The following is a 25953-nucleotide window of genomic DNA, read 5'->3' on the forward strand; positions in this document are numbered from 1 at the left end:
ATCAGGATTCCACATGACGCAACCGCTGCCACTGACGTTTAGTGGCGCGACTCAAACTATCAAGCCAGAGATAAACAACCGGCGTGGTAAACAGGGTTAACAGCTGGCTCAGCGCCAAACCACCGGCAATCGCGATGCCGAGCGGACTGCGTAAATCCGCATCGCCGCCGCTGCCCAATGCCAGCGGCAAAGCACCAAAGAAGGCGGCCAGCGTGGTCATCATGATGGGACGGAAGCGCATCAAACAGGCCTGCGTGATCGCCTGCTTCGGCGACATGCCCTGCGTGCGCTCGGCGTGAATCGCAAAATCGATCATCATGATGGCGTTCTTCTTCACGATGCCGATCAGCAAAATGATGCCGATCAGGGCAATCACCGTCAGTTGCGTATTAGTGAGCAATAGCAGGAGTAGCGCGCCAACCCCCGCAGAAGGCAGCGTAGAGAGGATGGTGATGGGATGGATATAACTCTCATACAGCACGCCGAGCACGATATACACCGCCGCCAGTGCCGCAATAATCAGCCACGGCATGGTGGCGGTCAGCTGCGCAAAGGCGGCTGCGGTGCCAGCAAAACCGGCCTGGATGGTGGACGGCAGGCCGAGCTGCGCCATTGCCTGCTTAATCAGCGCCTGCGCCTGCTCCAGTGACACGCCATCATTCAGGTTAAAGGCCACGGTGCTGGTGGCCGATTGCCCCTGATGCGCCACGGAGAGCGGTGCATTACCGCCCTTGAAGCTGGCGAAAGCGGAGAGCGGCACACGGTCGCCGCTATCGTTAATCACATACAGCTCTTTCAGAATTTCCGGATCGCGCGTGTAGCTGTCCTGCAATGACATCACCACATGATACTGATTCAACGTGTGATAGAGCGTGGCGACCTGCCGCTGGCTGAAGGCATTATTCAGCATGGTATCCAGCATCTGCACGTTAACGCCCAGCCGTTGCGCACGATCGCGATCGATATTGATCACCACTTCCTGGCCGCCGGTTTGCGAATCAGAGTCCACGCTGTTGAGCTGCGGGATCGCCGCCAGCGCGGCCTGTACTTTCGGCGTCCACTCTCGCAGCAGATCCAGATCGTCCGCCTGCAGGCTGTATTGATAAGTGGCGTTAGCACTGCGCCCACCGATATGCAGATCCTGCGCCGCCATTAGGAACATCTGCGCCCCGGCGATATGGCTGGTCTTCAGGCTCAGCCGGTTGGCGACCTCGGTGGCCGTGGCATCGCGATCGCTAAAGTCTTTAAGACGCACAAAGAAGTTGGCGCTGTTGCGCGAGCCAAACATTCCGCTGCCCATCGACGACATCACGCTGTCCACCGCCGGATCGGACTGGATGATTTTAGTGAACTCCAGCATCTTCGGTTTCATCGCCTGGAACGAGATGTTTTGATCGGCACGCAGTGCGCCCATCAACAGCCCGGTGTCCTGATTGGGGAAGAACCCCTTCTGCACCACGGTGAACAAGAACAGGTTCAGTAACACCGTTAGCACCAGGCTGAACATGGTGATCTTCTGGTGCGCCATCACCCACGCCAGGCCACGCGAATAGGCCGCCAGCAAGCCATTCAGCTGATTTTCAATAAACTGATACAGCGGATGGGGGCGCTTGCTGACTTTCGGTTTCGGCTTCAGCAGGCGCGCGCACAGCATCGGCGTCAGGCTGAGTGAAACAAACATCGAAATCAGCAGCGACACGGTAAGCGTCACGGCAAACTCGCGGAACAGACGCCCGACAATACTGCCCATCAGCAGGATTGGGATAAACACCGCCACCAGCGACATGGTCATCGACAGCACGGTGAAACTCACTTCCTGCGCGCCTTTTAGCGCCGCACGCAGCGGACTCAAACCTTCTTCGATATGGCGGGTGATGTTTTCAAGCACCACGATGGCATCATCGACCACAAAGCCGGTGGCGATGATCAGTGCCATCAGCGACAGGTTATCGAGGCTGTAGCCCAGCAGATACATCACCGCACAGGTACCAATCAACGACACCGGCAACGCCAGCGCCGGGATCACCACCGCCTGCACGTTGCGCAGGAACACAAACACCACGGCTATCACCAATAGCATGGCGATCAGCAGCGTTTCTTCGGTGTCGTACAGGGATTCACGCACCGTCGGTGAACGGTCCACCACCACTTTCAGTTGGGTATCCGCAGGCAGATCTTTTTCCAGCGCGGGCAACTGCGCCTTGATGGCATCAATGGTGTCGAGCATGTTGGCACCGGCCTGGCGCTTAATGCCCACCATGACTGACGGCTGCGAATTGAGGAAACCAGCCTGATACTGATCTTCCACCGAATCGTACACGGTGGCGACATCGTGCAGACGTACCGCTTTACCGTCTTTATAACTGACGATCAGATCCTGATACTGCGCCGCTTTATCCAACTGACCATTGCTGTCCACTACCCATGATTGCTGGCTACCTTGCAGAATGCCCTTGGGTTTGTTGGTGGTGCTGTTGGCGATGGCTTCCCGCACCGTGTCCAGCGAGATGCCGTATTGCGCCAGCTTGAGCGGTTGCAGATCGATACGCACGGCGGGCAACGCACTTCCCATCAGCGACACTTCACCTACGCCCTTGACCTGCCCCATCGCCTGCTCGATTTTACTTTCCGCCAGGTCGTAGAGTTCACCTGGCGTGCGCGTGGCAGAGGTCAGCGCCAGCATCACAATCGGCGCATCGGACGGGTTGGCTTTGCGATAGGTCGGCAGCGATTCCATGGCGCTCGGCAGCAGACTGCGTGCGGCATTGATCGCCGCCTGCACATCACGCGCCGCACCGTTGATATCGCGGTCGAGATCAAACTGCAAAATCACGCTGGTGGAGCCCTGCGAGCTGGTCGAGGTCATCTCGGTGACGCCCGCGATCTGTCCGAGCGAACGCTCCAGCGGTGTAGCCACCGTGGCCGCCATGGTTTCCGGGCTGGCACCGGCTAAGCTGGCGCTGACCATAATGGTCGGGAAATCCACCTGCGGCAGCGGGGCCACCGGCAACAGCCGATAACCCAGCAGACCCAACAGCATGATCGACAACGTTAATAGCAACGTGGTGACCGGGCGAAAGATAAAGAGTCTGGTGAGGTTCATTACTCGCTCCGCGCCTGCTGCTGTTTACGCTGCATATAGCGCTTGCCGCGCTGCGCGATGCCATCGAACCACAGATAAATCACCGGCGTAGAGAACAGCGTCAGCACCTGACTGACAATCAAACCACCGACAATCACCAGACCAAGTGGTTGACGCAGTTCGGCACCGGATCCTGAGGCCAGCATCAGCGGCAGTGCACCGAGCAGTGCCGCCATGGTGGTCATCAGGATCGGACGGAAGCGCAGCAGACAAGCCTGATGAATCGCATCACGCGCACTCATGCCCTGCTTGTTTTCGGCTTCCAGCGCGAAGTCGATCATCATAATTGCATTCTTTTTCACGATGCCGATCAGCAGGATCACCCCGATCAGGGCGATCAAACTGAATTCACTGCCCGCCAGCAACAGCGTCAACAGTGCGCCCACCGCCGCTGATGGCAGCGTCGAGAGAATGGTCACCGGATGAATAAAGCTCTCATACAGGATGCCCAACACCACATACATGGTGATCAGCGCGGCCAGAATCAGCCACAGCGTGTTGCCAGTGGCGCTCTGGAAGGCCGAGGTTTCCCCCTGATAGCGCAGCGTAATGCTGGACGGCAGATTCAACTGCTGTGTCACTTCCGCAATCGCTTTCTGCCCATCTTCCAGCGAGTAGCCGCTGTTGAGGTTGAACGACACCATCACCGCCGGGAACTGATTCAGACGCATATGCATCAGTGAACCGGTACGCTGATGGATAGTGGCGATCGAGGTCAGTTTCACCATCCCGGTGGTGGTGTCGCTATCGGTACTGGTGGTTGAGCTGCTGCCCGAACTGTTGCTGGATGTGGTGCCCGAACTGCTGCTGGTTGAGGTACCTGAACTACTGCTCACCGGCAAGTAGACATCATCAAACGACGCTGGCGACTGCTGATACTGCGGCGCCACTTCCAGCACCACGCGATATTGATTGGCCTGGGTAAAAATGGTGGAAACCAGACGCTGACCGAAACTGTTGTAAAGCGCGGTATCCACATCCGAAGCGGTGATGCCGTAACGCGCCGCTTTGTCGCGGTTTAGCTCGACGTAAGCAACACGGCCCTGATCCTGCAGATTGCTGACCACGCCGTTAAATTCCGGACGCTGCTGCAGGGCCGCCACCATCTTCGGCGTCCAGCTCACCAGATTTTCACTGTCAGCATCGTCGAGGGTAAATTGATACTGGCTCGGCGTGACCTGATCGTTGACCGTCAAATCCTGCGCCGGTTGCAGGTAGAGCTGAATGCCCGCCACCTGTTGTGCCGCCTGTTGCAGCTGCTTGATCACCACATCGGCTTTATCATCACGCTCATCAAATGACTTGAGGTTAATCTGGATGCGACCGCTGTTGAGGCTGGTGTTGCTGCCGTCGATGCCGATGGTCGAAGAGAGGCTGTCCACTGACGGGTTCTGCAGAATCACTTTTGCCAGCGCCTGCTGACGCTTCGACATCTCGCTAAACGACACATCCTGCGACGCCACGGTGACGCCCTGAATCAGACCGGTATCCTGCGTCGGGAAGAAGCCTTTCGGGATGGCGATATACAGCAGCGCCGTCAGCGCAAAGGTTGCCAGCGCCACCAGCAGCGTCAACTTCTGATGGTTCAGCACCACGGTCAGAAGACGGTCATAGCCGCGCACCAGCTTATCGAAAATTTGCCCACCCTTACGCGAGAAGCGCGACTGCTTCTCTTCCGGGATATGCTGCAACAGGTAAGCGCACAGCATTGGCGTTAGCGTCAGTGACACCACCATCGACACCAGAATCGACACCGCCAGTGTGATGGCAAATTCGCGGAACAAGCGCCCCACCACATCGCCCATAAACAGCAGCGGGATCAACACCGCAATCAGCGAGAAGGTCAGTGAGATGATGGTGAAGCCAATCTGCTGCGAGCCTTTCAGCGCCGCCTGCATCGGCGTTTCGCCCTCTTCCAGCCGACGAGAGATGTTCTCCACCACCACAATCGCATCGTCAATCACGAAGCCAGTGGCGATAGTCAGCGCCATCAGTGACAGGTTGTTCAGACTGAAATCGGCCAGGTACATCACGCCGAAAGTGCCAATCAGTGACAGAGGCACCGCCACGCTCGGGATCAACGTCGCCGCCACATTGCGCAGGAACAGGAAGGTCACCATCACCACCAGCGCCACCGACAGCATCAGCTCAAATTGTACGTCGCTGATGGAAGCACGAATGGTTTGGGTGCGATCAGACAAGATGCTCATCTTCACGCCATCGGGCAGCGCGGCCTGCAAGGTTGGCAGTTGCGCTTTAATGCTGTCTACCACCTGAATCACGTTGGCACCCGGCTGGCGCTGCACGCTGATTACAATTGCCGGACTGTTATTGGCCCACGCTGACTGGAAGCTGTTCTCCGGCCCCTGTTCAATATGCGCGATATCTTTCAGGCGCAGTGCAGCACCGTTCTGATAGGTGATGATCAGATTGCCGTACTCATCGGCGGTGCGCAGCTGATCGTTGGCGTCGATGGTCACCGAGTGATATTTGCCGTCGAAGCCGCCCTTTGAGCCATTGACGTTGCTGTTACTGATCAACGTATTGACGTCTTCCAGCGACAGCTTATGTGCCGCCAGCGCTTTCGGGTCCATCTGCACGCGGATTGCCGGTTGATGGCCGCCCGCCAGCGTCACCATACCGACGCCGTTTATCTGCGACAGCTTCAGCGCCACGCGGGTGTTCACCAGATCCTGCACCTGGGTCAGCGGCAGGTTATCCGAGCTGGCCGCCAGCGTAATCACCGCCGTATCTGCCGGGTTGACCTTTTTATAGGTCGGCGGATTGGGCAGATCGCTCGGCAGCAGGTTGTTGGCGGCATTGATCGCCGCCTGCACTTCCTGCTCGGCGACATCCAGCGACAGATCGAGGCTGAACTTCAGAGTGATGATCGAGGAACCACCCGAACTGGTTGACGTCATCTGGCTCAGACCCGCCATCTGCCCGAGTTGGCGCTCCAGCGGCGAGGTAACGGACGACGCCATCACATCCGGACTGGCGCCAGGATACAAGGTGGTGACCTGAATGGTCGGGTAATCCACCTGCGGCAGCGCCGAGGTGGAGAGGAACTTATAGGCAAAGATCCCGGAAATCAGTACGCCGACCATCAGCAGGATGGTGGCGACGGGACGCTGGATAAACAGACGAGACGGATTCATTTTTTGGCCGCTGTGGCAGTTATGCTGTCATCGGCCAGAGAGACTTTACTGCCGTTGGTCAGGCGATCAATGCCTTCGGTAACCAGACGATCGCCCGGCTCAACGCCTTTCAGAATCGACTGCTGATCTTCGCCAAACGCCGGGCCAGTGGTCACGGCTTTGCGCGTCACGGTGTTGTCTTTATTGATGACAAACACAAAGCTGCCGTCGCTGCTCAGTTGCAGCGCCTGCGCCGGGATCACCGTGGCGTTATTCAGGATGTTGGTTTGCAGACGCAGGTTGACGAACTGATTAGCAAACAGCGATTCATCTTCATTCGGGAAAGTGGCTTTCAGCTCAATGGTGCCAGTGCTGGTATCGATCTGGTTGCTGATGAACTGCACGCTGCCTTGAGCCAGCTGGGTGCTGTTGTCCTGATCAAAAGCCACTGCGGGCAAACTCTGCCCATTGTGCAGCGCTTTGGTGAGTTGCGCGATATTGCTTTGCGGGACGCTGAAGGTCACGGCTGCGGGCTGCATCTGCGTCACCACCACAATGCCGGTGGTATCGGTGGTTTGCACCATATTGCCCGGATCAACCAAACGCAGGCCAACACGGCCGCTGACTGGCGAGGTGATGCGCGCGTACTCAATATCCAGCTTTGCACTGGCGATCTGCGCCTGATCGGCTGCCACTGCGCCTTTGTACTGCCCAACAGTGGCCGTTTGCGTGTCGAGATCCTGGCGTGACAACGAGTCCTGGGCCGCCAGCTTTTTATAGCGAGCCAATGTCAGCTCAGCGCTTTTCAGTAACGCCTGGTTTTGATTGAGATCGCCCTGATACTGCGCCAGTGTCGCCTGATAGCTGCGCGGATCGATCTGCGCCAGCAGTTGTCCGGCCTCGACTTTTTGCCCTTCGGTAAAGAAGACTTTTTCCAGTTGACCCGCCACACGGCTGGTGACGGTGACGCTGGCATTCGGGATCACCGTGCCCAGCGCATTGAGATACACCGGCACATTGGCCGTGGTGGCCACACCGCTATGCACCAGCGTGGCACCGCCGCCCATCATCGCCATACCCGGCGGGCCGCCTGCGCCCCCGCGATGACCACCCTTTCCTCCCCCTGGCGGCATGCCACCCGGCGCACCGCCGTGTCCGCCCACTACGCGCCAAATCACGCCAGCCACGATCAACACAACAAGTAAAATGAGTAGCCATTTCAGCCAGTGGAAACGCGATCTGCGAGGGGAATTAATTGTCATCGGACTCTTCAGATAAACAGGAAAATGGAAAATCCCCTGCAATGTCAGGGGATTATTTCAAAAGAAATCATCACTGCTTGTATTATCAGCTGAAGTGCCATGGAATTTCCATGGAGAAACCGTAAGGGTAACGTTAAGGCACTCAGGCCTTCCAGCCGCCTCCCAACGCCTTATACAAGGTGATTTTCTCGCTCAACTGGCCCAGATGCGCACTGATTAACGACTGCTGCGAACTGTAAAGCGATCGCTGGGCCACTAATACATTGAGATAATTGTCTACGCCTTGCTTAAAGCGCATTTCGGAATAGTCGTAATCGCGCTGGTTGGCGCCGACCTCCTGTTGCAGCGCTGTCAGCTGATCCTGCCAGGTATCCTGACCGGCCAGCGCATCATTGACCTCTTTGAAGGCGGTTTGAATCGCCTTCTCATAGTCTGCAATTTCAATGCGTTTCTCAATGTGCGCGATGTTGAGATTAGCCTCGTTTTTGCCGCCGTCAAAGATGGGGAGATTTATCGATGGCACGAACGACCAGGCACCGGTGCCGCCGCCCAGCAAACTGCCGAGCGAGTTGCTGGTTGAGCCGCCAGAGGCCGTCAGCGTGATGCTCGGGAAGAACGCCGCGCGCGCTGCGCCAATGTTGGCATTCGCCGCTTTCAGGCTATGTTCCGCCGCCATAATGTCCGGACGACGCGTCAGCAGATCAGATGGCAAGCCCGCCGGCGTGGCCGGGAACTGCCAGTTGGCGTCCAGCGTCGCGTGGGACAGCAAGGTGGCGGGCAGATCGGTGCCCACCAGCAAGCGCAGCGCATCCACATCCTGACGTACCTGACGCGTATAGCTTGCCACATCCGCCTGGGCAGCCCGCACGGTGCTCTCTGCCTGCGCCAGATCCTGATCGCTACTGGCCCCGCCGTTATAGCTGAGTTGCGTCAGACGATACGACTCCTGCTGACTTTTGGCGGTGTTTTGCGCCAGATGCAGCAGATCGTTATCCGAACTCAAGGTCAGCCAGGCGGTTGCCACCTCAGAAATCAGCGAGATGCGCGTGGCGCGTTCGGTCGCGGCGGTGGACAGATACGTTTCCTGCGCCTCATCCCGCAGGCTCTGCAAGCGACCAAAGAAGTCCAGCTCCCACGAAGTGACGCTCAGTCCGGCGTTAAGCTCGTGATAGGTCACCGCTCCGGTGGTCTTGGTGTTGTAGAGGTTGGCCGGTTCATGCGCCGAGGTCTGGCTGGCCGTAGCATTGATTGACGGCATTAACGCCGCGCGCTGCACCGTGACGCTCTGCTGCGCCTCTTCGACATTTAGCGCCGCGACCCGCAGGTCACGATTGTTGTCGAGTGACAGCTGAATCAGGTTGCGCATCGTGGCGTCAGTGAAGAAGTTCTGCCACGGCAGATCCGCCACATTGCCCACCGGCGTGGGCTGATCGTACTTCGCGTCTACCGGCATTGCGGGGCGCTGATAATGGGGCGCCAGCGTACATCCAGACAGCGCCATGGCCAGCGGCAGCAGCGCCATACGGAAAGTTTTAGTGTTCATGCGTTGTCACCTCTGCGGATGCTTTTTTCTTGCGGGCGAAGAACTGCGATACCACCACGTAGAACATCGGAACAAAGAAGATGGCGAGGAAAGTGGCGGTGATCATCCCGCCCGCTACCGCCGTACCAATCGAGTGCTGGCTACCTGCGCCTGCGCCTTTAGAGATAGTCAGCGGCAGCACGCCGAGAATAAACGCCATCGACGTCATGATAATCGGTCGGATACGCAGCCTCGCGGCTTCTACCGCTGCCTCGACCAGGGTTTTGCCTTCCCGTTCGTGCAACTCTTTGGCGAATTCCACAATCAGAATGGCGTTTTTCGCCGCCAGCCCCACCGTGGTGAGTAAGCCCACCTGGAAGAACACGTCGTTTTGCAATCCTCGCAGCAGCACGGCACTGATGGTCCCGAGAATGCCGAGCGGCACCACCATGATCACCGAGAACGGAATGGACCAGCTCTCATAGAGCGCGGCCAGACACAGGAACACCACCAGAATCGAGATGATATAGAGCTGCGTGGTCTGGTTGCCGGAAGCCTGCTCTTCATAGGAAATGCCGTACCACTGCACGCGGAAGCCTTTTGGCAACTGCTTCGCCAACTGTTCCACGGCTTTCATCGCTTCACCGGTACTCTGCCCTGCCGCAGGCGATCCGAGGATCTCTTCAGAGGTCAGGCCGTTAAAGCGTTCGAAGTGTGGCGAGCCGTAAACCCATTTGCCGCTGGCGAAGGCGGAGAAGGGCACCATGGTGCCGCTGCTGTTGCGGAAGTACCATTTATCGAGATCGGATGGCGTCACGCGTGAATCGGCTTTACCCATCAGGTAGACCTCTTTCACACGACCGTTATACATAAACTGATCGATATAGCTGGAACCCCACGCCACTGACAGCGTGTTGTTGATGTCAGTCATGCTCAGTCCCAACGCGCTGGCCTTCTCGTCATTGATCTCCAGCTGATACTGCGGCTCATCTTCCAGTCCGTTCATGCGCACCTGCGCCAGACGCGGATTTTTGTTGGCCAGATCGATTAACTGGTGCGTGGCATCCATCATCTGCTGATGGGTGTGCGCGCCCGTATCCTGCAGATAGAGATCGAAGCCGGTGGCGTTACCCAATTCCATGACCGCAGGCGGCACCATGGCGAAGATTTTGGCGTTTTTGTAGTTGGCAAAATGCGCCATCACACGGTTCGCCAGATCCTGCACGCTTTGCCCGCTATGGGTACGATCGCTCCAGTCCTTCAGGCGCACAAACGCCATGGCGTTACTCTGACCACGACCAGCAAAGTTAAAGCCCGCCACGCCAAAGGTGGTGGTGACCACCGAAGCCTCATTCTTCTGCAGGTAGTCATTGAGATCGTTGATCACCTGCTGCGTACGCTGTGAAGAGGCGTTAACCGGCAGCGTCATCTGCACCATCATCAAGCCCTGATCTTCGGCAGGCAGGAACGTGGTGGGCACACGCGTGAACAAAAAGCCCGTCACGCCGACGATCACCAGGTAGATCACCAGGAACAGGCCGCGACGGGAAATAACGTTGTTAACGCCGCGCGTATAGTGCATCGCGCCGCTGTCGAATTTACGGTTAAACCAGCCAGCAAAACCGGTGGTCTTGTGCTCCGCCGCCGAAGGTTTGAGCAGAGTGGCACAGAGTGCTGGGGTGAAGATCAGCGCCATGATCACCGACAGCGCCATCGCCGACACAATGGTGATCGAGAACTGGCGGTAAATCACCCCGGTCGAGCCGGAGAAGAACGCCATTGGCAGCAGCACCGCTGACAGCACCAGCGCAATACCAAACAGTGCGCCCTGTATCTGCTGCATCGACTTGATGGTGGCGGTTTTCGGATCGAGATGTTCTTCGTGCATCACACGCTCGACGTTCTCCACCACCACGATGGCATCATCCACCAACAGCCCTATCGCCAGCACCATACCGAACATGGTCAGGGTGTTGATGCTGTAACCGAAGGCCGACAGGATGCCGAAGGTACCTAGCAACACCACTGGCACCACCAGGGTGGTAATCAGAGTCGCGCGCAGGTTTTGCAGGAACAGCAGCATCACGAAGAACACCAGCACCACCGCTTCGATCAGCGTTTTCACCACTTCTTCAATCGAGGCGCTGACCACCGGGGAGGTGTCATACGGATACTGAATTTCAACATTATCCGGTAGCGAGTCTTTCAGATCGGCAATGGTCTGGCGCACCGCTTTAGCGGTATCCAACTCGTTCGCGCCGGTGGCCAGGCGCAGCGCAATACCTGCCGCTGGTTTGCCATTCATGGTGGCATCAATGCCGTAGCTCTGCGGACCGAGCGCCACGCTGGCGACGTCTTTCAAACGCACCTGCGAACCGTCACTGTTCACTTTCAACAGCACGTTTTCAAACTGCTGCACGGTGGTGAAACGGGTTTTACCCAGCACCGTAGCCTGCGTTTTGGCGCCCTGAATGGTCGGCAACCCGCCGAGTGAACCGGACGACACCTGCACGTTCTGATTATCAATGGCGGTGGTGACATCGCTCGGCATCAGGTTGTACTTGTACAATTTGGCGGGATCGAGCCAGATGCGCATGGCATATTCCGAACCCAGCACCATAAAGTCACCGACGCCTGGCGTACGCGAGATCGGATCTTCCAGCTTCGACACCAGCATATCCGCGAGATCACCGTTGCTCAGCTTGCCGTCTTTAGAGATCAGCCCGATGACCATCATAAAGTTCTTTTGGTACTTACGGATGCGGATCCCTTGCTGGGTTACGTCGGTTGGCAACTGCGATTCCGCCAGAGAGACGCGGTCCTGCACCTGCACCTGGGCGATATCCGGATTGATGCCCTGGTTAAAGGTGGCGATGATCTGCGCACTGCCGTCCGAGGCACTGCTGGATTCCAGATAGCGCAAGCCATCCAGCCCATTCAACTGCTGCTCAATCACCTGCACCACGGTGTTCTGCGTGGTTTCGGCACTGGCGCCCGGATAGGTCACTGAGATCGACACCGCTGGTGGCGAGATATTGGGATACTGATTGACGGGCAAACTGATGGCCGCAATCCCGCCCACCAGCATCACGATAATCGCGATAACCCAGGCAAATATCGGACGTTCAATAAAAAACTTCGACATGCCGCCCCCTTATTGCGCCGCTGCGTCGGTCATCGACAGACTGACGGCATTGGCGGATGGCGTGTCATTGGTGCTGGCGGCAGTGGTCGTGACTTTCGCCCCAGCACGCACGCTTTGCAGATTGTTCACCACGACCTGTTCACCTTCACTCAGCCCAGACGTCACCAGCCATTCACCGTTGATCATCTCGCCGGTGTGAATACTGCGCTGCTCAATGGTGTTGTCGCCTTTCACCACGTAGACATACGGCTGGCCTTTGGTGTCATGCATGATCGACTCCTGCGGCACCAGAATCCCCTGCTGCTGAATACCCTGCGGGAAGCTGGCGTGCACATACATGCCCGGGAGTAGCTCGTTATGTGGATTCGGGAATACGGCGCGCAGCACCACGGTGCCGGTGGCGGTATCGACGTTCACTTCCGAGAACGCCAGTTTGCCTTGCTGCCCGTACTGACTGTTGTCTTCCAGAGAGAGGCCAACCGCAGCGGTGTTGTCATCCACTTTGGCAATTTTGCCGTCGGCTAAGGCACGACGCAGACGCAGCAAGTCGGTGGATGACTCACTGACATCGACATAGATCGGATCAAGTTGAGTGATGGTGGCGAGATAGTCGGTCTGGCCGTTAGTCACCAGAGCACCGGCGGTATACAGCGAACGGCTGATATGACCCGAGATCGGCGCTTTCACCAGTGTGTAATCAAGATTGACCTTAGCGGTTTCCACATCGGCTTGTGCTTCACGCTCTGCCGCGACAGCATCGTCGTAAGTCTGCTGGCTGATGGCGTGTGCAAAAGCCAGCGGCTGATAGCGTTTTGCCACCATGGCATCGTTTTGCCAGGTCGCCATAGCTTTGTCATAAGCGGCTTTATAGGTTGCCGGATCGATCTGATAGAGCGGCTGGCCCGCTTTCACTTCTCCGCCTTCGGTAAACAGGATTTTCTGGATCACGCCGCTGACCTGTGGGCGCACCTGCGCGGTGCGGACCGCCGTGGTGCGGCCAGGCAGTTGTGTCACCAGCGTGACGGGCTCAGATTTTAGGGCGATGACACCCACCTGGGGTGTCGCGGATGCAGCGGGCTTTGCTCCGCCCTGGTCACAGGCTGCCAGTAAAAACACCACGCTGGCAGAAAGAAGTTTCAGGCGCATAATTTTTCTCTGGATGAAAGGAGGGATAGTCACTGATGTGATGACATTCAAAAAATCATTGTAGGGAGGGAGTGATAAGGCGGTTGTTAAGGTTGCGTAAAATATATTTTCCAAAGGAAAATGGTAAACCTTTCGTGCCATAAATGGCTGTGAAATTTAGCTTTTTGCGGGTTTTTTACCGCCATTGATGACGACAGCATTAACCTTTCGGCTCAATCCCACGACGACGCAATTCGCGACGCGCCAAATCTTTCAACCAGCACGATAGCGTGATGTTTTCATCTTCGGTGACTTCGCGCAGTTGGTCATGCAACTCCGGATGAATGCGTAACTGAAACGCCGAGGAGCGGCCCTCGCCTTTTGGCGTTCGGTCTTTGGTTTTTGGCATCGGGACACACCTCAACGAATGGCATAAAAAACGCCCCAAAGCCGCGCTACCAACACGGCAAGGGGCTGGCGAACCGAAATGGAATGCGGCATCGCGGTGCGTTACGCATAGGTTACACAGCAAGATATTTTTATGTTGGCGGGGAAGTGTTAAGACTCAGACAAGAGGTGTGAGCGAGTTCGCTCAGCGGTAAATTTCAGGTAAAAAAAACCCACGCATCCGCGTGGGTCGGTGCAACCGAACAGGGTGAATACCTGAGGACAGGTATTGCTGCCGCAGCAGCCGATCTTCACACCAATCAATACCTCTGGGACTTTTATCGTCGCCGAAAGTGGTGTGAGAAAACAGCCGCAAATCGCAACGGAGTTCGGCGAAATGCAACGAGGTGTGAAAAGCACCTCGCGGCAGTTACATCCTGATTTTACTAAGATTTATCCGAATTCGGTTTGCTGTAGATGGCGTCAGGCGCAATGTTCATATGCTTCAACACCGGCCCCATAATACTGCCGAAAATCGGCGCCGCTACCGAACCACCAAAGTGATCGCCCGCTGTCGGATGGTTGACCATCACCACCAGCGCCACCTCAGGATGGCTGGCAGGGGCAATACCGGCGGTGTAGTTGACGTAACCGCCATCGTACTTCCCGCTGGTGCCCATTTTCTCTGCAGTACCGGTTTTGGTCGCCAGACGGTAACCCGGCACAGCGGCTTTGACGCCGGTACCGCCAGGCAATACGTCACTCTCCAGCATGTGCACCACGGTTTGCACGATTTGCGGATCGGCCACCTGCTTGCCCAACACCGGCGGTGTGACTTTGGTAATCGACAGTGGACGATATACGCCGTAAGAACCGAGCGTGGCGTATTCACGGGCGATTTGCAGCGGTGTGACGCGCAGGCCGTAGCCAAAGGCAAAGGTGGCGCGTTCAATATCCGCCCAGCGTTCACGGTGCAGCGGGAAGTAGCCCACGCTCTCGCCGGTTAACCCGAGTCCGGTTGGCTTACCCAAGCCAAACGCCTGATAGGTGTTCACCAGCGCTTCAGCAGGCATCGCCAGTGCAATATGCGAGACGCCGATATCACTCGATTTCTGCAAAATACCAGTCATGGTCAGGCGCGGCCAGTGGCCGACGTCACGAATCAAGTGGCCGTTAACGCTGTAGGGTGTGGTATCGATCACCGAGTCGGCACGCACCAGATGACGCTCCAGCCCTTCCATCACCACCAGCGGTTTCACCGTGGAGCCGGGTTCGTAGCTGTCATTGATTGCCGTGTTGCGCATCTGTGCTGGCGTGGCGTTATCGAAGTTGTTGGGGTTGAACGAAGGATAGGAAGCCATCGCCAGGATCTCGCCCGTATCGATCTTGATCAGCACTGCCGCACCGGAATCCGCTTTATTCAGCAACACGCCATCGCGCAGTTTGCTGTAGAGGGTGAACTGGTCAAACTTATCAATACTCAGCTGTACCGTTGGCGGCTGCTTCGGCGGCTCGTAATCAAGCATGGCAACGATGTTGCCCTCTTTGTCCTGACGATAAACCTCTTTGCCCGGCTCGCCTTGCAGCACGTGGTCGAAACCTTTCTCCAGACCGTTCAGGCCATTGCTGTCTGCACCGACAATGCCAATCAACGGCGCAGCGGCTTCACTCATTGGATAGAAACGGCTGTCGTTGTATACCGAGCTGATGCCCTTCAGGTGCAGTTCGGCGATGTCTTTGGCGATGCCCAGTTCGATCTTACGGCCAAGATAGAGGAAGCGTTTTTTCGGGTTCGCGGTGATCTGCTCACGCAACTCTTCCGGACGCAAGTTCAGCGCCGAGGCAAGATATGTCCATTTGGCGTTGGTGAAGTCGGGATTGGCTTCCAGCACGCGCATCGGGTCGGCGATGATATCGCGCGCCGGTACGCTCAGTGCCAGCGCCTGGCCATCTCGATCCAGTAAGGTGCCACGGTTGGTGGGCAAGGTGACGGTGCGCAGTGAACGCTGATCGGCCTCGTGCTCCAGCATCGGATGCTTAATCAGTTGCAGGTCGCCGACGAAGATCAGCAGCAACACCATGCAGCTGAAGACACCCAGACAAATCAGGCGAAAACGAAACGGGTTAAATGGGGCTTTGATCTGGTCTTTTCCCAGAAGTTTTTTTATACGGGGCATAGCATTCCGCTGCAATAAACAGTTTTTTCAAGCTTGTTATCCGCAGTTATAAAGAAAGGTAAAGCGAGTTGACAGGAAAACTGTGTTTCAGTTCGTTAGCGCGAGCGACAGGCAAAAAAAACCTGCGCATCTGCGCAGGTCGGTGTAATCAAGAAAACTTTTTGATGTTCACCCATCAATACCTCTGGGACCCTGACTGTAGCAAGGTGGCATGACGGTTCTCCATCTCTCAAACGCAACAGTTACCCGCAAAATGTAACCAGCGGTGAGATTGTTAGCACCCCATTCACATCAGGTGTTTTTTGATTTCCACCAGGCAACTCATGGCGTTAGGGCCTTGCGTCAGTGACGAGGTGCCGATGTCCAGCGTCAGCACATTGGGGTTACCGGCACGGTCCCACGGCTGCCAGGCACGGCCGAATCCGGGATCAAACCAGGCGCCGGTGGAGATAATCACCACACCTGGCGTTAAGCCATCGGTCAGACGCACACCGGCCAGCATACGGCCACGCGCATTACTGACTTCGATTTCGTCGCCATCCACAATCCCACGCGCACTGGCGTCCTGCGGATGCATATATAAGGTTTCACGTCCGGCAGTTTTATTCGCCTGCACCGTGGCAGTCGCGTCCATCTGGCTGTGCAGCCGATCCGAGGGCTGAATCGAGATCATATGCAGCGGGAAATCCTCGCTCAGCGGTGCGCCCAACCACTCCTGCGGCTCACGCCATTCAGGATGTCCGGCAAAATCTTCCAGTTGATAATCGGCGATGGTCTGGCAGAACAGCTCGATTTTGCCACTGGCGGTCTGGATCGGATGGGCCTGTGGGTTGGCGCGGAAATCATCCATAAACACATACGGCTTGCCGCCTTCCGGGATCTCAACAAAGCCGCGCTCCCAGAATTCACCAAACTCCGGGAAGTGGATATCTTTGCGCGCATGCGCCACTGCACACTGCTGATACAGGTGCTCGATCCACTGCATCTCGTTGCGCCCTTCGGTGAACACATCACGATAGCCTAGGCGATCGGCGATATCTGCAAAGATATCGAAATCGTTACGCGCCTGATGCTGCGGTTTCACCGCCTGATGCATCGCGAACACAAAGCGATCGCGTGAAGATCCGCCGATGTCGTTGCGCTCCAGCGTGGTGGTGGCGGGTAACACGATATCCGCCATCTGCGCCGCCGGGGTCCAGACGATATCCTGCACGATCACGGTATCCGGGCGCTGCCAGCCTTCCACCAGGCGGTTGAGCTGCTGATGGTGGTGGAACGGATTGCCACCCGCCCAGTGCACCAGATGGATATCGGGATAGTGCAGGGTTTCGCCCTGGAAATTGTAAGGCTGGCCGGGATTGAGCAGCATGTCGCTGATGCGCGCGACCGGAATCGAGAAGTTGCCGGGATTCGGCCCGGTGCTCATCATCGGCGCGGGCCCTTCCTGACGCGGATTACCGACGCTGTTCATCGAACCGTGACCAAAGGAGAAACCGCCGCCCGGCAAGCCTGGCTGACCCAGCATCGAGGAGAGCGCAATCATCATCCAGTACGGCTGCTCACCGCGATGAGCACGCTGTACCGAGTAAGAACAGGTGATAAAGCTGCGTTTGCCAATCAGCTGCTGTGCCAGCAACGCGATACGCGCCGCCGGAATCCCGGTGATGGCACTCGCCCACGCCGGCGTTTTGGCGATACCGTCGCTTTCGCCTAACAGATATTCTCGCAGCTGCGGCCAGCCGGTGCAGTGGCTGGCAAGGAAGCTTTCGTCCAGCGCATTGCGGCGCGTAATCTCATAACCGAGCGCCAGCATCAGCGCCACATCGGTGTTCGGGCGAATCGGAATCCACTCGGCATTGACGAACGCCGGGCAGTCATCACGCATTGGGCTGATGTTGATGATCGGTGTGCCTTTAGCGCTCAACTGCTCCAGCGCCGGTTTCAGACTGTGCTGTCCGGCCCCGCCCGACGCCACCTGGGCATTTTTCAGCGCCAGGCCACCGAAGGCGATAAAGATGTCAGCATGTTCCACCACGCTCGGCCAGTCGGTGACGCGGCCCGTGAGTGGCATGTAGGTACCAATCACATAGGGCAGGAAGAACTGCGCTGCGCCCCAGCTATAGTTACCCTGCTGATCCACCCCGCCGCCGCCCTGGAAGTAGAAACGACGGATCAGGGTGCGCGCATGGTTAACGCGTCCAGCCGATGACCAGCCGTAGGAGCCGTTGAAAATACCCGATGCGCCGTAGCGATCGCGCACGCGGCGATTCTCTTCCGCCACCAGATCCAGTGCGGTATCCCAATCCACGGCGACAAAATCTTCACGACCACGCAGCGTGCGATCGCTGTTCTCACGCGACTTTATCCATGAACGACGTACCATTGGCTGGCGGATCCGCTTATCCGAGTAGACCAGTTCCGGGATGGTGTTGAGCATCGGCGACGGATCGGCGTCAGCAAAAAAGGGTTCACAGCCAATCAGGCGGTCGTTTTCCGTGACGGCAGTAAATGCGCCCCAGTGCGCCAGGTGTGGCACGCGTGTTTTCATGGTTATTGGGTCCGGCAGGCAGGTCTGAATCGTGCTGGCAGCATACCATGAGGCGATAGCAGGGCTAAAGCCAGTCTGTGAGCGCCTGATTTTCCGCACTTTTGCGACAGCGCTGGCATTCTCGCGGGTTGCTACAGGTACTGTTTTCCGTAACACTGATGGGATGTGTAAACGTTTTCCCGGATGCAAGTAACCGCATGGCTACCATTAAGGATGTTGCCCGCATGGCCGGGGTATCGGTCGCGACCGTTTCCCGCGTCATCAATAATTCGCCCAAAGCCAGCGAGAGTTCACGCCTCGCCGTGACCCAGGCAATGGAGCAGTTGCAGTATCACCCGAACGCCAATGCACGCGCGCTGGCGCAGCAATCCACCGAAACCCTCGGTCTGGTGGTGGGTGACGTTTCCGATCCGTTTTTCGGCGCGATGGTGAAAGCTGTCGATGAAGTCGCAGGTGCCACCGGCAACTTCCTGCTGATTGGTAACGGTTACCACATTGAGCAAAAAGAGCGTCAGGCGATTGAGCAACTGATGCGGCATCGCTGCGATGCCTTAGTGGTGCATGCCAAGAAAATTCCTGACGCCGATTTAGAAGTGCTGATGAAGCAGGTGCCGGGTATGGTGCTGCTGAATCGCTTGCTGAAAGGTTTTGAGTCGCGCTGTATCGCGCTCGATGACCGTTACGGTGCCTGGCTGGCAACACGCCATCTGATCCAACAAGGCCATACGCAAATCGCTTTTATCTGCTCGACCCACCCTATTTCTGACTCCGAAGACCGCCTGCAGGGCTATTACGATGCGCTAAAAGAGCACGGTTTGCCTTCAAACGACCGCTTAGTGGCGTGGGGCGAGCCGGATGAAGTGGGTGGTGAACAGGCGATGACGGAATTGCTGGGGCGCGGTAAGCAGTTCACGGCGGTGGCCTGTTACAACGATTCAATGGCGGCTGGCGCGCTGGCGGTGTTGAGTGATAACGGCATTCGCGTGCCAGAAGAGATGTCGCTGATTGGTTTCGATGATGTGCTGGTCTCACGCTATGTGCGTCCACGTTTGACTACGGTGCGTTACCCGATTGTCACCATGGCGCAGCAGGCGGCACAGCTGGCACTGGCGTTAGCCAACGGCACGGAAATGCCGGAAGTGACCAATATGTTTAGCCCGACACTGGTGAGAAGGCATTCGGTGAGCGGGCCGGGTTGAAGAAGTTAAAACGCCTTGCGATGTGTCGCGGCGGAAAGTGAAAGCGCCGTACAATGTGTTGCGGCGCAATTTTTTGCGCATCGGCCAGTAACGCTATCGCTGCGAATGAGCGCGATAAATCGCGCCGCTACGGTTCACAACGAAAAGTTAAAGCGCCTTGTGATGTGTAGCGGCGGTCGGTGACAAATCACAAATCCTGCGAATAGACCTTCACTCGCACATCCGGGAACTCCAGCGCGTCACACTGATACTGCCAGCCAAAGCGCTCGTAGTAACCGCCAAACGTTGACCACAGCCACAGCTTTTCATGTCCGCGCTCGCGGGCATAATTCAACACATGCTGCTGCAGCGCTTCGCTCAAGCCATTGCCGCGCGCAGGTTCATCCACATACAACGCGGCAATCCACGGATAGAGATCCTGACGGCTGATCAAATCACAGCGCCAGAACCCAACCGTGCCCAAGGGCACATCGCCATCCAGCGCCACAAAGGTCACCGGATATTCGGCGCCGTTCAGACTGCTGCGCACAATGCTGTCGTAAAATTCGCGGGATGTTCCCTCGCCAAACGCCTGCCACAGCCAGTCGGTGATATGACTGGCGTGATATGGGACTTCACTGAGTGGAACAATCTTGATCACATCAGCTCCAGCGCCAGCAGCTCCTGAATGGTCTGCGCGCGACGAATCTCACGTGGAGTGCCATTCTCAAACAGCACTTCAGGGATCAATGGACGACTGTTGTAGTTGGAAGACATGGATGCGCCGTACGCGCCAGTATCGTGGAACACCAGATAATCGCCGACCTGCGTGGCTGGCAACGCACGGGTTTCGACTTTACCGCCTTCCAGTTGGGTGAACACATCGCCCGACTCGCACAGCGGACCGGCCACCACGCTCTCAACGGTTGCGTCACTCAGCGCGCGACCATCGGCTGGCAGCACGGAAATATGGTGATAGCTGCCGTACATCGATGGGCGCATCAGATCGCTGAAACCGGCATCCACCAGCACAAAGTGACGGCTGCCCATCTCCTTAACCGCACGCACCTGAGACACCAGTACGCCAGACTCTGCCACCAGGAAACGGCCAGGTTCAATTTCCAGTTTCACCGGATGACCGAGATGCGCCGCGATGCGGTCACGCGCACCACTCCACAAGCCGAAATAGTGCTGGGTATCAATGGCTTCTTCGCCGAAACGGTATGGAATCGACAAACCACCACCCGCTGAAATGGCTTCCAGATCCTGACCAAATGCGATGACCTGATCGACCATCGCGTCACACACCTGCTGCAGGTGGCCGTAATCGACACCGGAACCGATGTGCATATGCAGGCCCACCAGTTTCAGGCCGTGCTGCTGAATCGCCGCCAGCGCCAGCGGCAGATCACTGTGCCAGATGCCGTGCTTGCTGTTCTCACCGCCAGTGTTGGTTTTCTGGCTGTGACCATGACCAAATCCTGGGTTGATGCGCAGCCAGACTTTATGGCCTGGTGATACAACCCCAAGCTGATGCAACATGTCTACGGAACCGGCGTTGACCGGCACTTTCAATTCCGCGATACGCGCCAGGGTTGGCTGATCAAAAACGTCAGCGGTAAAGACGATATCTTCGCCACCCGGTTGGAAACCCGCGGCCAGGGCGCGTTCAATTTCACCCAGTGAAACGGAATCCACTTTTACGCCAGCGGCACGCATCAGACGCAGAATGTGGATGTTTGAGCAGGCTTTTTGCGCGAAACGCACCACGTCAAAGGCGCTCAGCTGCGCAATACGCTGCTGAATAATCGCGGCATCGTAAGCCCAGAATGGCCCTGCATAGCGCTGCGCCAGCGGCAATAAATTGTCGGCAGTCAGTGCCGTTTCGGTGTTGTTCAGTGGACGTGGCATCTCAATTCTCCTGTGTCTTTGCAACTATTTAGCCACAGCCGTTCGATTCAGAAAAATATCTGTTTTAGCGTCAGCTATGCAAATATGATATGGAATTGCAGAGAGGATTTATGGCAAAAATTAACTGGCGACATATCGAAATTTTTCATGCGGTGATGACCAGCGGCAACCTGACGCAGGCGGCTGCATTGCTGCATACTTCACAGCCGACGGTGAGCCGCGAGCTGGCGCGGCTGGAGCAGCAGCTGGGTCTGGAACTGTTTGAGCGAGTGCGTGGACGTTTGCAGCCCACGGTGCAGGGTTTACGGCTGTATGAAGAAGTTCAGCGATCCTGGTACGGCTTAGACCGCATCATGGATGCCGCCGAAGGTTTGCGCCAGTTCCGCCAGGGTGAGCTGTCGATTGCCTGCTTGCCAGTATTTTCGCAATCGCTGTTACCTCCCCTGCTACAGCCTTTCCTGCAACGCTATCCGCAGGTCAGCCTGAACATCATTCCGCAGGAGTCGCCGCTGCTGGAAGAGTGGCTGTCGGCACAGCGCTACGATCTGGGTCTGACCGAAACCCAACATGCGCCAGCAGGCACTGAGCGTGTGCCGCTGCTGACCTGCGATGAAGTCTGCGTGCTGCCGCCTCACCATCCGCTGTGTCAGCGAGAGGTGCTGACGCCGCAGGATTTTCAGGGAGAGAATTACGTCAGCTTGTCGCGCAGTGATAGCTATCGTCAGCTGTTGGATTCGCTGTTTCATGAACAAGGGGTGGAACGCCGTCTGGTGCTGGAGACGCACAGTGCGGCATCGGTGTGCGCGATGGTGCGCGCCGGGGTGGGGATTTCGATTGTGAATCCGCTGACGGCACTGGATTACGCCGACAGCGGTGTGGTGATGCGTAAGTTCAGTATTGCGGTGCCCTTCACCGTGAGCCTGGTGCGGCCACAGCATCGCCCGGCCTCAGCGCTGGTTGATCACTTCTGCGACCACCTGCAACAGCAGGTGGCCACCTTTACCCAACGCATTGCCGAGCGTCTGGTTTAAGCGCGTACCGCTTCGCCCTGCCCGCCCGACTTACGGAAGGTGATCAGGCAGATGACCAGACCGACCACCGCCAGTGCAGCGGCGGCGACCGGCACTGACGTCAGGCCGTAGCCTTTATCGATCACCGCGCCGCCGACCCAGGCACCGAGCGCATTACCGACGTTGAACGCAGAGATATTCAGCGTGGAAACCAGGTTAGGTGCGTCTTTACCGTGGCGCACCACATTAATCTGCAAGCCCGGCACGGTCGCAAAGGTCGCCATCGCCCACAGGAACAGCGTGATCTCCGCTAACCACAGCGCGTGGCTGGTCCAGCTGAACAGCAGCGAGAACACCGCGATCAGCACAAAGCTGAGAATCAGGCTGAAGGAGACTTTCCAGTCGGCCAGCTTGCCACCGAGGATGTTACCGACGGTTAAGCCCGCACCAATCAGGAACAGCGTCCAGCTCACGCCGCGATCGGTGATGCCCGTGACCTGCAACAGCAGCGGCGCGATGTAGCTAAACAGCGCAAACATCGCAGCAGCAAAGAACACCGTCATCAGCAGCGACAGCCACAGTTTGCCATTCGCCAGCGCGCTGACTTCACTCGCCAGATGCACCGGTTTCTCTTCTTTGTTGGTCGGAAGACTGACAATCAAGGCGATAAAGGCGAGGATGCCGATGATCGCCACGCCCCAGAAGGTGGCGCGCCAGCCAAAGAGCTGACCAAACCAGGTACCGAGCGGCACGCCCAGCACGTTGGCGAGAGTTAAGCCAGTGAACATCAACGCCACCGCCGATGCCTGACGGCTGGGTGCCACCAGACTCGCTGCCACCACCGAGCCGATACCAAAGAAAGCGCCGTGGCACAGTGCGGTGACCACACGCGCCAGCATCAGCAGGTTATAGGTGTACGCCAGCGCGCACAGCACGTTGCCGATAATAAAGATGATCATCAACAGAATCAGAGTACGTTTACGCGGCAGCTTCGCCGTCAGCAACGCCATGATCGGTGCACCGATGGCCACGCCCAGTGCATAACCACTGATCAGCCATCCTGCTGAAGGAATCGACACCTGTAAATCGCCCGCCACTTCCGGCAGCAATCCCATAATCACGAATTCCGTGGTGCCGATGGCGAACGCACTCAGCGCCAGCGCCAGTAATGCAACAGGCATAACACACTCTCCTAAAATGTTTTGCAGGCGGGCCGCACGGCGGACGCAATGCGGTTACAACGGACGCATACCCTCATTCTTTTGAGTTGCAGGCAGGGGCAAACGAGACAATCCCGATAAGCTGGCTTAAATCAGTGATTAGAGTGAGCGATATCAGCCAACTTACCTGCAACCCAAACGATAACGGATTTTATTATTTGAACTGCGTCACATTCTGATTAAAGCACAGGCTTGGCAGCTCAACCAGCCTCTGTGCTGCAAGGCATTTTTGCTTGCAACGCAATAATCCCTGCGCGGGAAAGTGACTGCAGCTGACCACTGAGACAGATGGCACTTTTCACGCTACGCTTGATTCAGCTGTGATCGTTGTCACAGCAATTCAGCTTTCGGCGAGAAATCAATCAGTAAAGGATGGGCGCGCATTGCCGATACCTCAACCAGTTACGCGGTGATGCGGTGTCAAAAAATGCAGGGGGAACACCTATGCGATGGCTGATCGCACTGACAGTGGGTTGCCTGAGTGGCTGCTCCGTGGGTCACTACGAGTACAGCAAAGAAGCCGCAAAACGCGTCGATATGACCGTGACTGGCATTCCTACCGTGCTGGGTATTGGCGCGCTGGGCACCACCATTCCACTGACACCTGAATACAGTTTGACGGCCGCACACGTGGCGAAATACTCGATGTATCGGGTGAAAGCCTGGCATCCTGAGTGCGATATCGCCGTGGTGTATCACAAGAACACCGAACCCAATCTGCCCCCACCGTTCCGCAACAGCCATATTGGCGACAACGTCAATCTATACGGTTACAGCTTTATCTCGGCCATGCCGGTGGCCTCTAGCGGCAAGAATTTAATCAACACCACACTGGCCAATGACTGGAATAAACCAAGTTGTGTGGTGGTGGCCGCCAATGCCGGTGTAGTGAAAGGCATGTCGGGTGGTGCGGTGTACAACGCCAGCGACGATACGCTGGCGGGGGTGATTGTCGGCTATAGCAGCGCGATTGACGACAATAAAAGCGGTAAGACCTTGTATAAGGATGTGGCGCTGTATGTGCCCTATTCGCGTTTTCAGGTGTGGCTGGACAACGTCGTGAAGTCGTAATGAACTGACTTCCCTCAGCCGTTCTGTCGGGGAAGAATCAGTTATAGGTCACCATCATTTCTGCCGTTGCGGTGACGCGGCCGCTGGGCAAATCACTGCCGCCAGAACAGAGCCGCCAGACAAGTGGATGGGAATATGATTTATTTAATTGCGATCGGTAAATCTCGCCAATTTTAATTTCCGCATTGTCAAAGGTGATGCCTTGATTGGTACCGCAGCGGCCATCATAGGTGACGCCACCGAGGCTACCGGTAATATAGCCACCACCCTGATCAAGTTTCAGACGATATTTATTACCCTCGTGCAAACCGCTTAAAGCTCTAAAACGCACATTAATATTCGTATCGATGCCGCGACCAGCATCCTGGGTGCAGGTCACGCCCATATGGTGATTCACTTTTGCCAGCTCACTATCTTTTTTGAAATTCTGTTCCGCCGCGCCGAAATTAATGGTGGTCGGCGTATTGATAGTGCATTCCAGCGTGGATACACGAATCGGAATGGCGGCAGGGATTACGATGTTATAGAGCGTTCCGCCGCCTAGCGACATCGCGCGCATTATCGGAATACTGGGCGAACCCGTTTTTTGCGTGCCATCAGTGACCAGCATCCACTCGCCGCGTATTTCATAGCTTTTATTACCGGCACCTCTGAAAAAACCATAGTCTGTTTTATCAACGGGAGAAAGGCACCAGTGATAAGGGATAGAGCCGGGGCTGGTCATGCTATAGCCCAGATTCGTGGTTGCATAACTGCCTTCCGGGGTGATTTTTCCCGTCAGGATTTCATGCTGGTAACTCCCATTGCGATATCCGGTATAGCTGGCTGTTGCAGTGACGTTGGGCGCTAAGCCAATACCCTGTGCAATCGGCAACGCCCAAATACCGTTGATTTGTCTTAAATCTCCCTGAGTAGCACAGCGTAAATTAGGCCCAATCGCTGCCACGCCGGTGCTGGTAAAAGCATCACTATAGACTTGAGGCTGTGTGTCACTGACATTAATCATCAGCCCGGTCGGGAATATCCCTTTATCTTTGCCAATGGTGATTTGGCCGCTGGCGATATGCGGCTGTAAAGTGAAAAGAAGCGCTGTACCAAGTAAGCTGATTTTCACGCTG

General features: G+C 56.7%; 16 protein-coding genes. 3 read left to right on the forward strand and 13 right to left on the reverse strand.

Features of this window, described 5'->3' with window-relative positions:
• Position 1: 1 nt before the first annotated feature.
• From ACCW76_RS03030 to ACCW76_RS03070, 9 genes are all read right to left on the reverse strand, one after another.
• Positions 2 to 3103, reverse strand: coding sequence for an efflux RND transporter permease subunit (locus tag ACCW76_RS03030; protein WP_436337710.1), 3102 nt, complete (start codon positions 3101 to 3103; stop codon positions 2 to 4).
• A complete protein-coding gene (locus ACCW76_RS03035; RefSeq protein ID WP_436337711.1) occupies positions 3103 to 6300 on the reverse strand; it encodes an efflux RND transporter permease subunit in 3198 nt (1065 codons plus the stop codon). The genes ACCW76_RS03030 and ACCW76_RS03035 overlap by 1 nt, the downstream gene beginning before the upstream one ends.
• Entirely contained in the window at positions 6297 to 7541 is a 1245-nt protein-coding gene (locus ACCW76_RS03040; protein ID WP_436337712.1) for an MdtA/MuxA family multidrug efflux RND transporter periplasmic adaptor subunit, read from the reverse strand. The genes ACCW76_RS03035 and ACCW76_RS03040 overlap by 4 nt, the downstream gene beginning before the upstream one ends.
• Positions 7542 to 7683: 142 nt before the next feature.
• Positions 7684 to 9084 (reverse strand): efflux transporter outer membrane subunit, encoded by a 1401-nt coding sequence (locus ACCW76_RS03045; protein ID WP_436337713.1) that lies wholly within the window; start codon positions 9082 to 9084, stop codon positions 7684 to 7686.
• Complete coding sequence (locus ACCW76_RS03050) at positions 9074 to 12208, reverse strand: efflux RND transporter permease subunit (RefSeq protein ID WP_436337714.1); 3135 nt, start codon at positions 12206 to 12208, stop codon at positions 9074 to 9076. Before ACCW76_RS03050 ends, ACCW76_RS03045 begins: the two co-directional genes overlap by 11 nt.
• Before the next feature lie 9 nt (positions 12209 to 12217).
• Complete coding sequence (locus ACCW76_RS03055) at positions 12218 to 13354, reverse strand: efflux RND transporter periplasmic adaptor subunit (protein ID WP_436337715.1); 1137 nt, start codon at positions 13352 to 13354, stop codon at positions 12218 to 12220.
• A 199-nt stretch (positions 13355 to 13553) separates the two neighbouring features.
• Positions 13554 to 13742, reverse strand: a complete 189-nt coding sequence (locus ACCW76_RS03060) for a hypothetical protein (RefSeq protein ID WP_038645063.1) — start codon at positions 13740 to 13742, stop codon at positions 13554 to 13556.
• Between the two features lie 424 nt (positions 13743 to 14166).
• Positions 14167 to 15897: a penicillin-binding transpeptidase domain-containing protein gene (locus tag ACCW76_RS03065; RefSeq protein WP_038645061.1), complete on the reverse strand. Its 1731-nt coding sequence runs from the start codon at positions 15895 to 15897 to the stop codon at positions 14167 to 14169.
• 286 nt (positions 15898 to 16183) lie between these two features.
• Complete coding sequence (locus ACCW76_RS03070) at positions 16184 to 18445, reverse strand: molybdopterin-dependent oxidoreductase (protein WP_436337716.1); 2262 nt, start codon at positions 18443 to 18445, stop codon at positions 16184 to 16186.
• A gap of 197 nt (positions 18446 to 18642) precedes the next feature.
• Between ACCW76_RS03070 and galR the strand changes: the two genes are divergently transcribed.
• A complete protein-coding gene (galR, locus tag ACCW76_RS03075; protein ID WP_034823157.1) occupies positions 18643 to 19644 on the forward strand; it encodes an HTH-type transcriptional regulator GalR in 1002 nt (333 codons plus the stop codon).
• Positions 19645 to 19831: 187 nt separating this feature from the next.
• Here the strand turns inward: galR and ACCW76_RS03080 are convergent, their stop codons facing one another.
• Positions 19832 to 20281, reverse strand: coding sequence for a GNAT family N-acetyltransferase (locus ACCW76_RS03080; protein WP_436337893.1), 450 nt, complete (start codon positions 20279 to 20281; stop codon positions 19832 to 19834).
• Positions 20281 to 21534 carry a diaminopimelate decarboxylase gene (gene lysA, locus ACCW76_RS03085; protein ID WP_436337717.1) on the reverse strand — a complete coding sequence of 418 codons (1254 nt, stop codon included), beginning with the start codon at positions 21532 to 21534 and terminating at the stop codon, positions 20281 to 20283. Before lysA ends, ACCW76_RS03080 begins: the two co-directional genes overlap by 1 nt.
• A gap of 110 nt (positions 21535 to 21644) precedes the next feature.
• Between lysA and ACCW76_RS03090 the strand changes: the two genes are divergently transcribed.
• Complete coding sequence (locus ACCW76_RS03090) at positions 21645 to 22565, forward strand: LysR family transcriptional regulator (RefSeq protein ID WP_436337718.1); 921 nt, start codon at positions 21645 to 21647, stop codon at positions 22563 to 22565.
• On the opposite strand, the gene ACCW76_RS03095 is transcribed toward ACCW76_RS03090, so the two are convergent.
• Positions 22562 to 23725 carry an MFS transporter gene (locus ACCW76_RS03095; protein ID WP_045816380.1) on the reverse strand — a complete coding sequence of 388 codons (1164 nt, stop codon included), beginning with the start codon at positions 23723 to 23725 and terminating at the stop codon, positions 22562 to 22564. The genes ACCW76_RS03090 and ACCW76_RS03095 overlap by 4 nt on opposite strands.
• Positions 23726 to 24208: 483 nt before the next feature.
• Between ACCW76_RS03095 and ACCW76_RS03100 the strand changes: the two genes are divergently transcribed.
• Positions 24209 to 24835, forward strand: coding sequence for a serine protease (locus tag ACCW76_RS03100; protein ID WP_436337719.1), 627 nt, complete (start codon positions 24209 to 24211; stop codon positions 24833 to 24835).
• Between the two features lie 37 nt (positions 24836 to 24872).
• Here ACCW76_RS03100 and ACCW76_RS03105 read toward each other — a convergent pair whose 3' ends face one another.
• On the reverse strand, positions 24873 to 25949 hold the full coding sequence (locus tag ACCW76_RS03105; RefSeq protein ID WP_436337720.1) for an adhesin: 1077 nt from the start codon (positions 25947 to 25949) through the stop codon (positions 24873 to 24875).
• Positions 25950 to 25953: the final 4 nt, after the last annotated feature.

The sequence above is a fragment of the Pantoea sp. C8B4 genome, assembly GCF_051336905.1.
GTDB lineage: Bacteria > Pseudomonadota > Gammaproteobacteria > Enterobacterales > Enterobacteriaceae > Pantoea > Pantoea rwandensis_B.

Bases quoted from the DNA above. Each gene is read 5' to 3' on its own strand.
- ACCW76_RS03070 (WP_436337716.1), bottom strand. From the start codon at position 18,445: ATGAAAACACGCGTGCCACACCTGGCGCACTGGGGCGCATTTACTGCC.
- ACCW76_RS03055 (WP_436337715.1), bottom strand. From the start codon at position 13,354: ATGCGCCTGAAACTTCTTTCTGCCAGCGTGGTGTTTTTACTGGCAGCC.
- galR (WP_034823157.1), top strand. From the start codon at position 18,643: ATGGCTACCATTAAGGATGTTGCCCGCATGGCCGGGGTATCGGTCGCG.
- ACCW76_RS03065 (WP_038645061.1), bottom strand. From the start codon at position 15,897: ATGCCCCGTATAAAAAAACTTCTGGGAAAAGACCAGATCAAAGCCCCA.
- ACCW76_RS03090 (WP_436337718.1), top strand. From the start codon at position 21,645: ATGGCAAAAATTAACTGGCGACATATCGAAATTTTTCATGCGGTGATG.
- lysA (WP_436337717.1), bottom strand. From the start codon at position 21,534: ATGCCACGTCCACTGAACAACACCGAAACGGCACTGACTGCCGACAAT.
- ACCW76_RS03050 (WP_436337714.1), bottom strand. From the start codon at position 12,208: ATGTCGAAGTTTTTTATTGAACGTCCGATATTTGCCTGGGTTATCGCG.
- ACCW76_RS03100 (WP_436337719.1), top strand. From the start codon at position 24,209: ATGCGATGGCTGATCGCACTGACAGTGGGTTGCCTGAGTGGCTGCTCC.
- ACCW76_RS03045 (WP_436337713.1), bottom strand. From the start codon at position 9,084: ATGAACACTAAAACTTTCCGTATGGCGCTGCTGCCGCTGGCCATGGCG.
- ACCW76_RS03040 (WP_436337712.1), bottom strand. From the start codon at position 7,541: ATGACAATTAATTCCCCTCGCAGATCGCGTTTCCACTGGCTGAAATGG.
- ACCW76_RS03095 (WP_045816380.1), bottom strand. From the start codon at position 23,725: ATGCCTGTTGCATTACTGGCGCTGGCGCTGAGTGCGTTCGCCATCGGC.
- ACCW76_RS03035 (WP_436337711.1), bottom strand. From the start codon at position 6,300: ATGAATCCGTCTCGTCTGTTTATCCAGCGTCCCGTCGCCACCATCCTG.
- ACCW76_RS03060 (WP_038645063.1), bottom strand. From the start codon at position 13,742: ATGCCAAAAACCAAAGACCGAACGCCAAAAGGCGAGGGCCGCTCCTCG.
- ACCW76_RS03030 (WP_436337710.1), bottom strand. From the start codon at position 3,103: ATGAACCTCACCAGACTCTTTATCTTTCGCCCGGTCACCACGTTGCTA.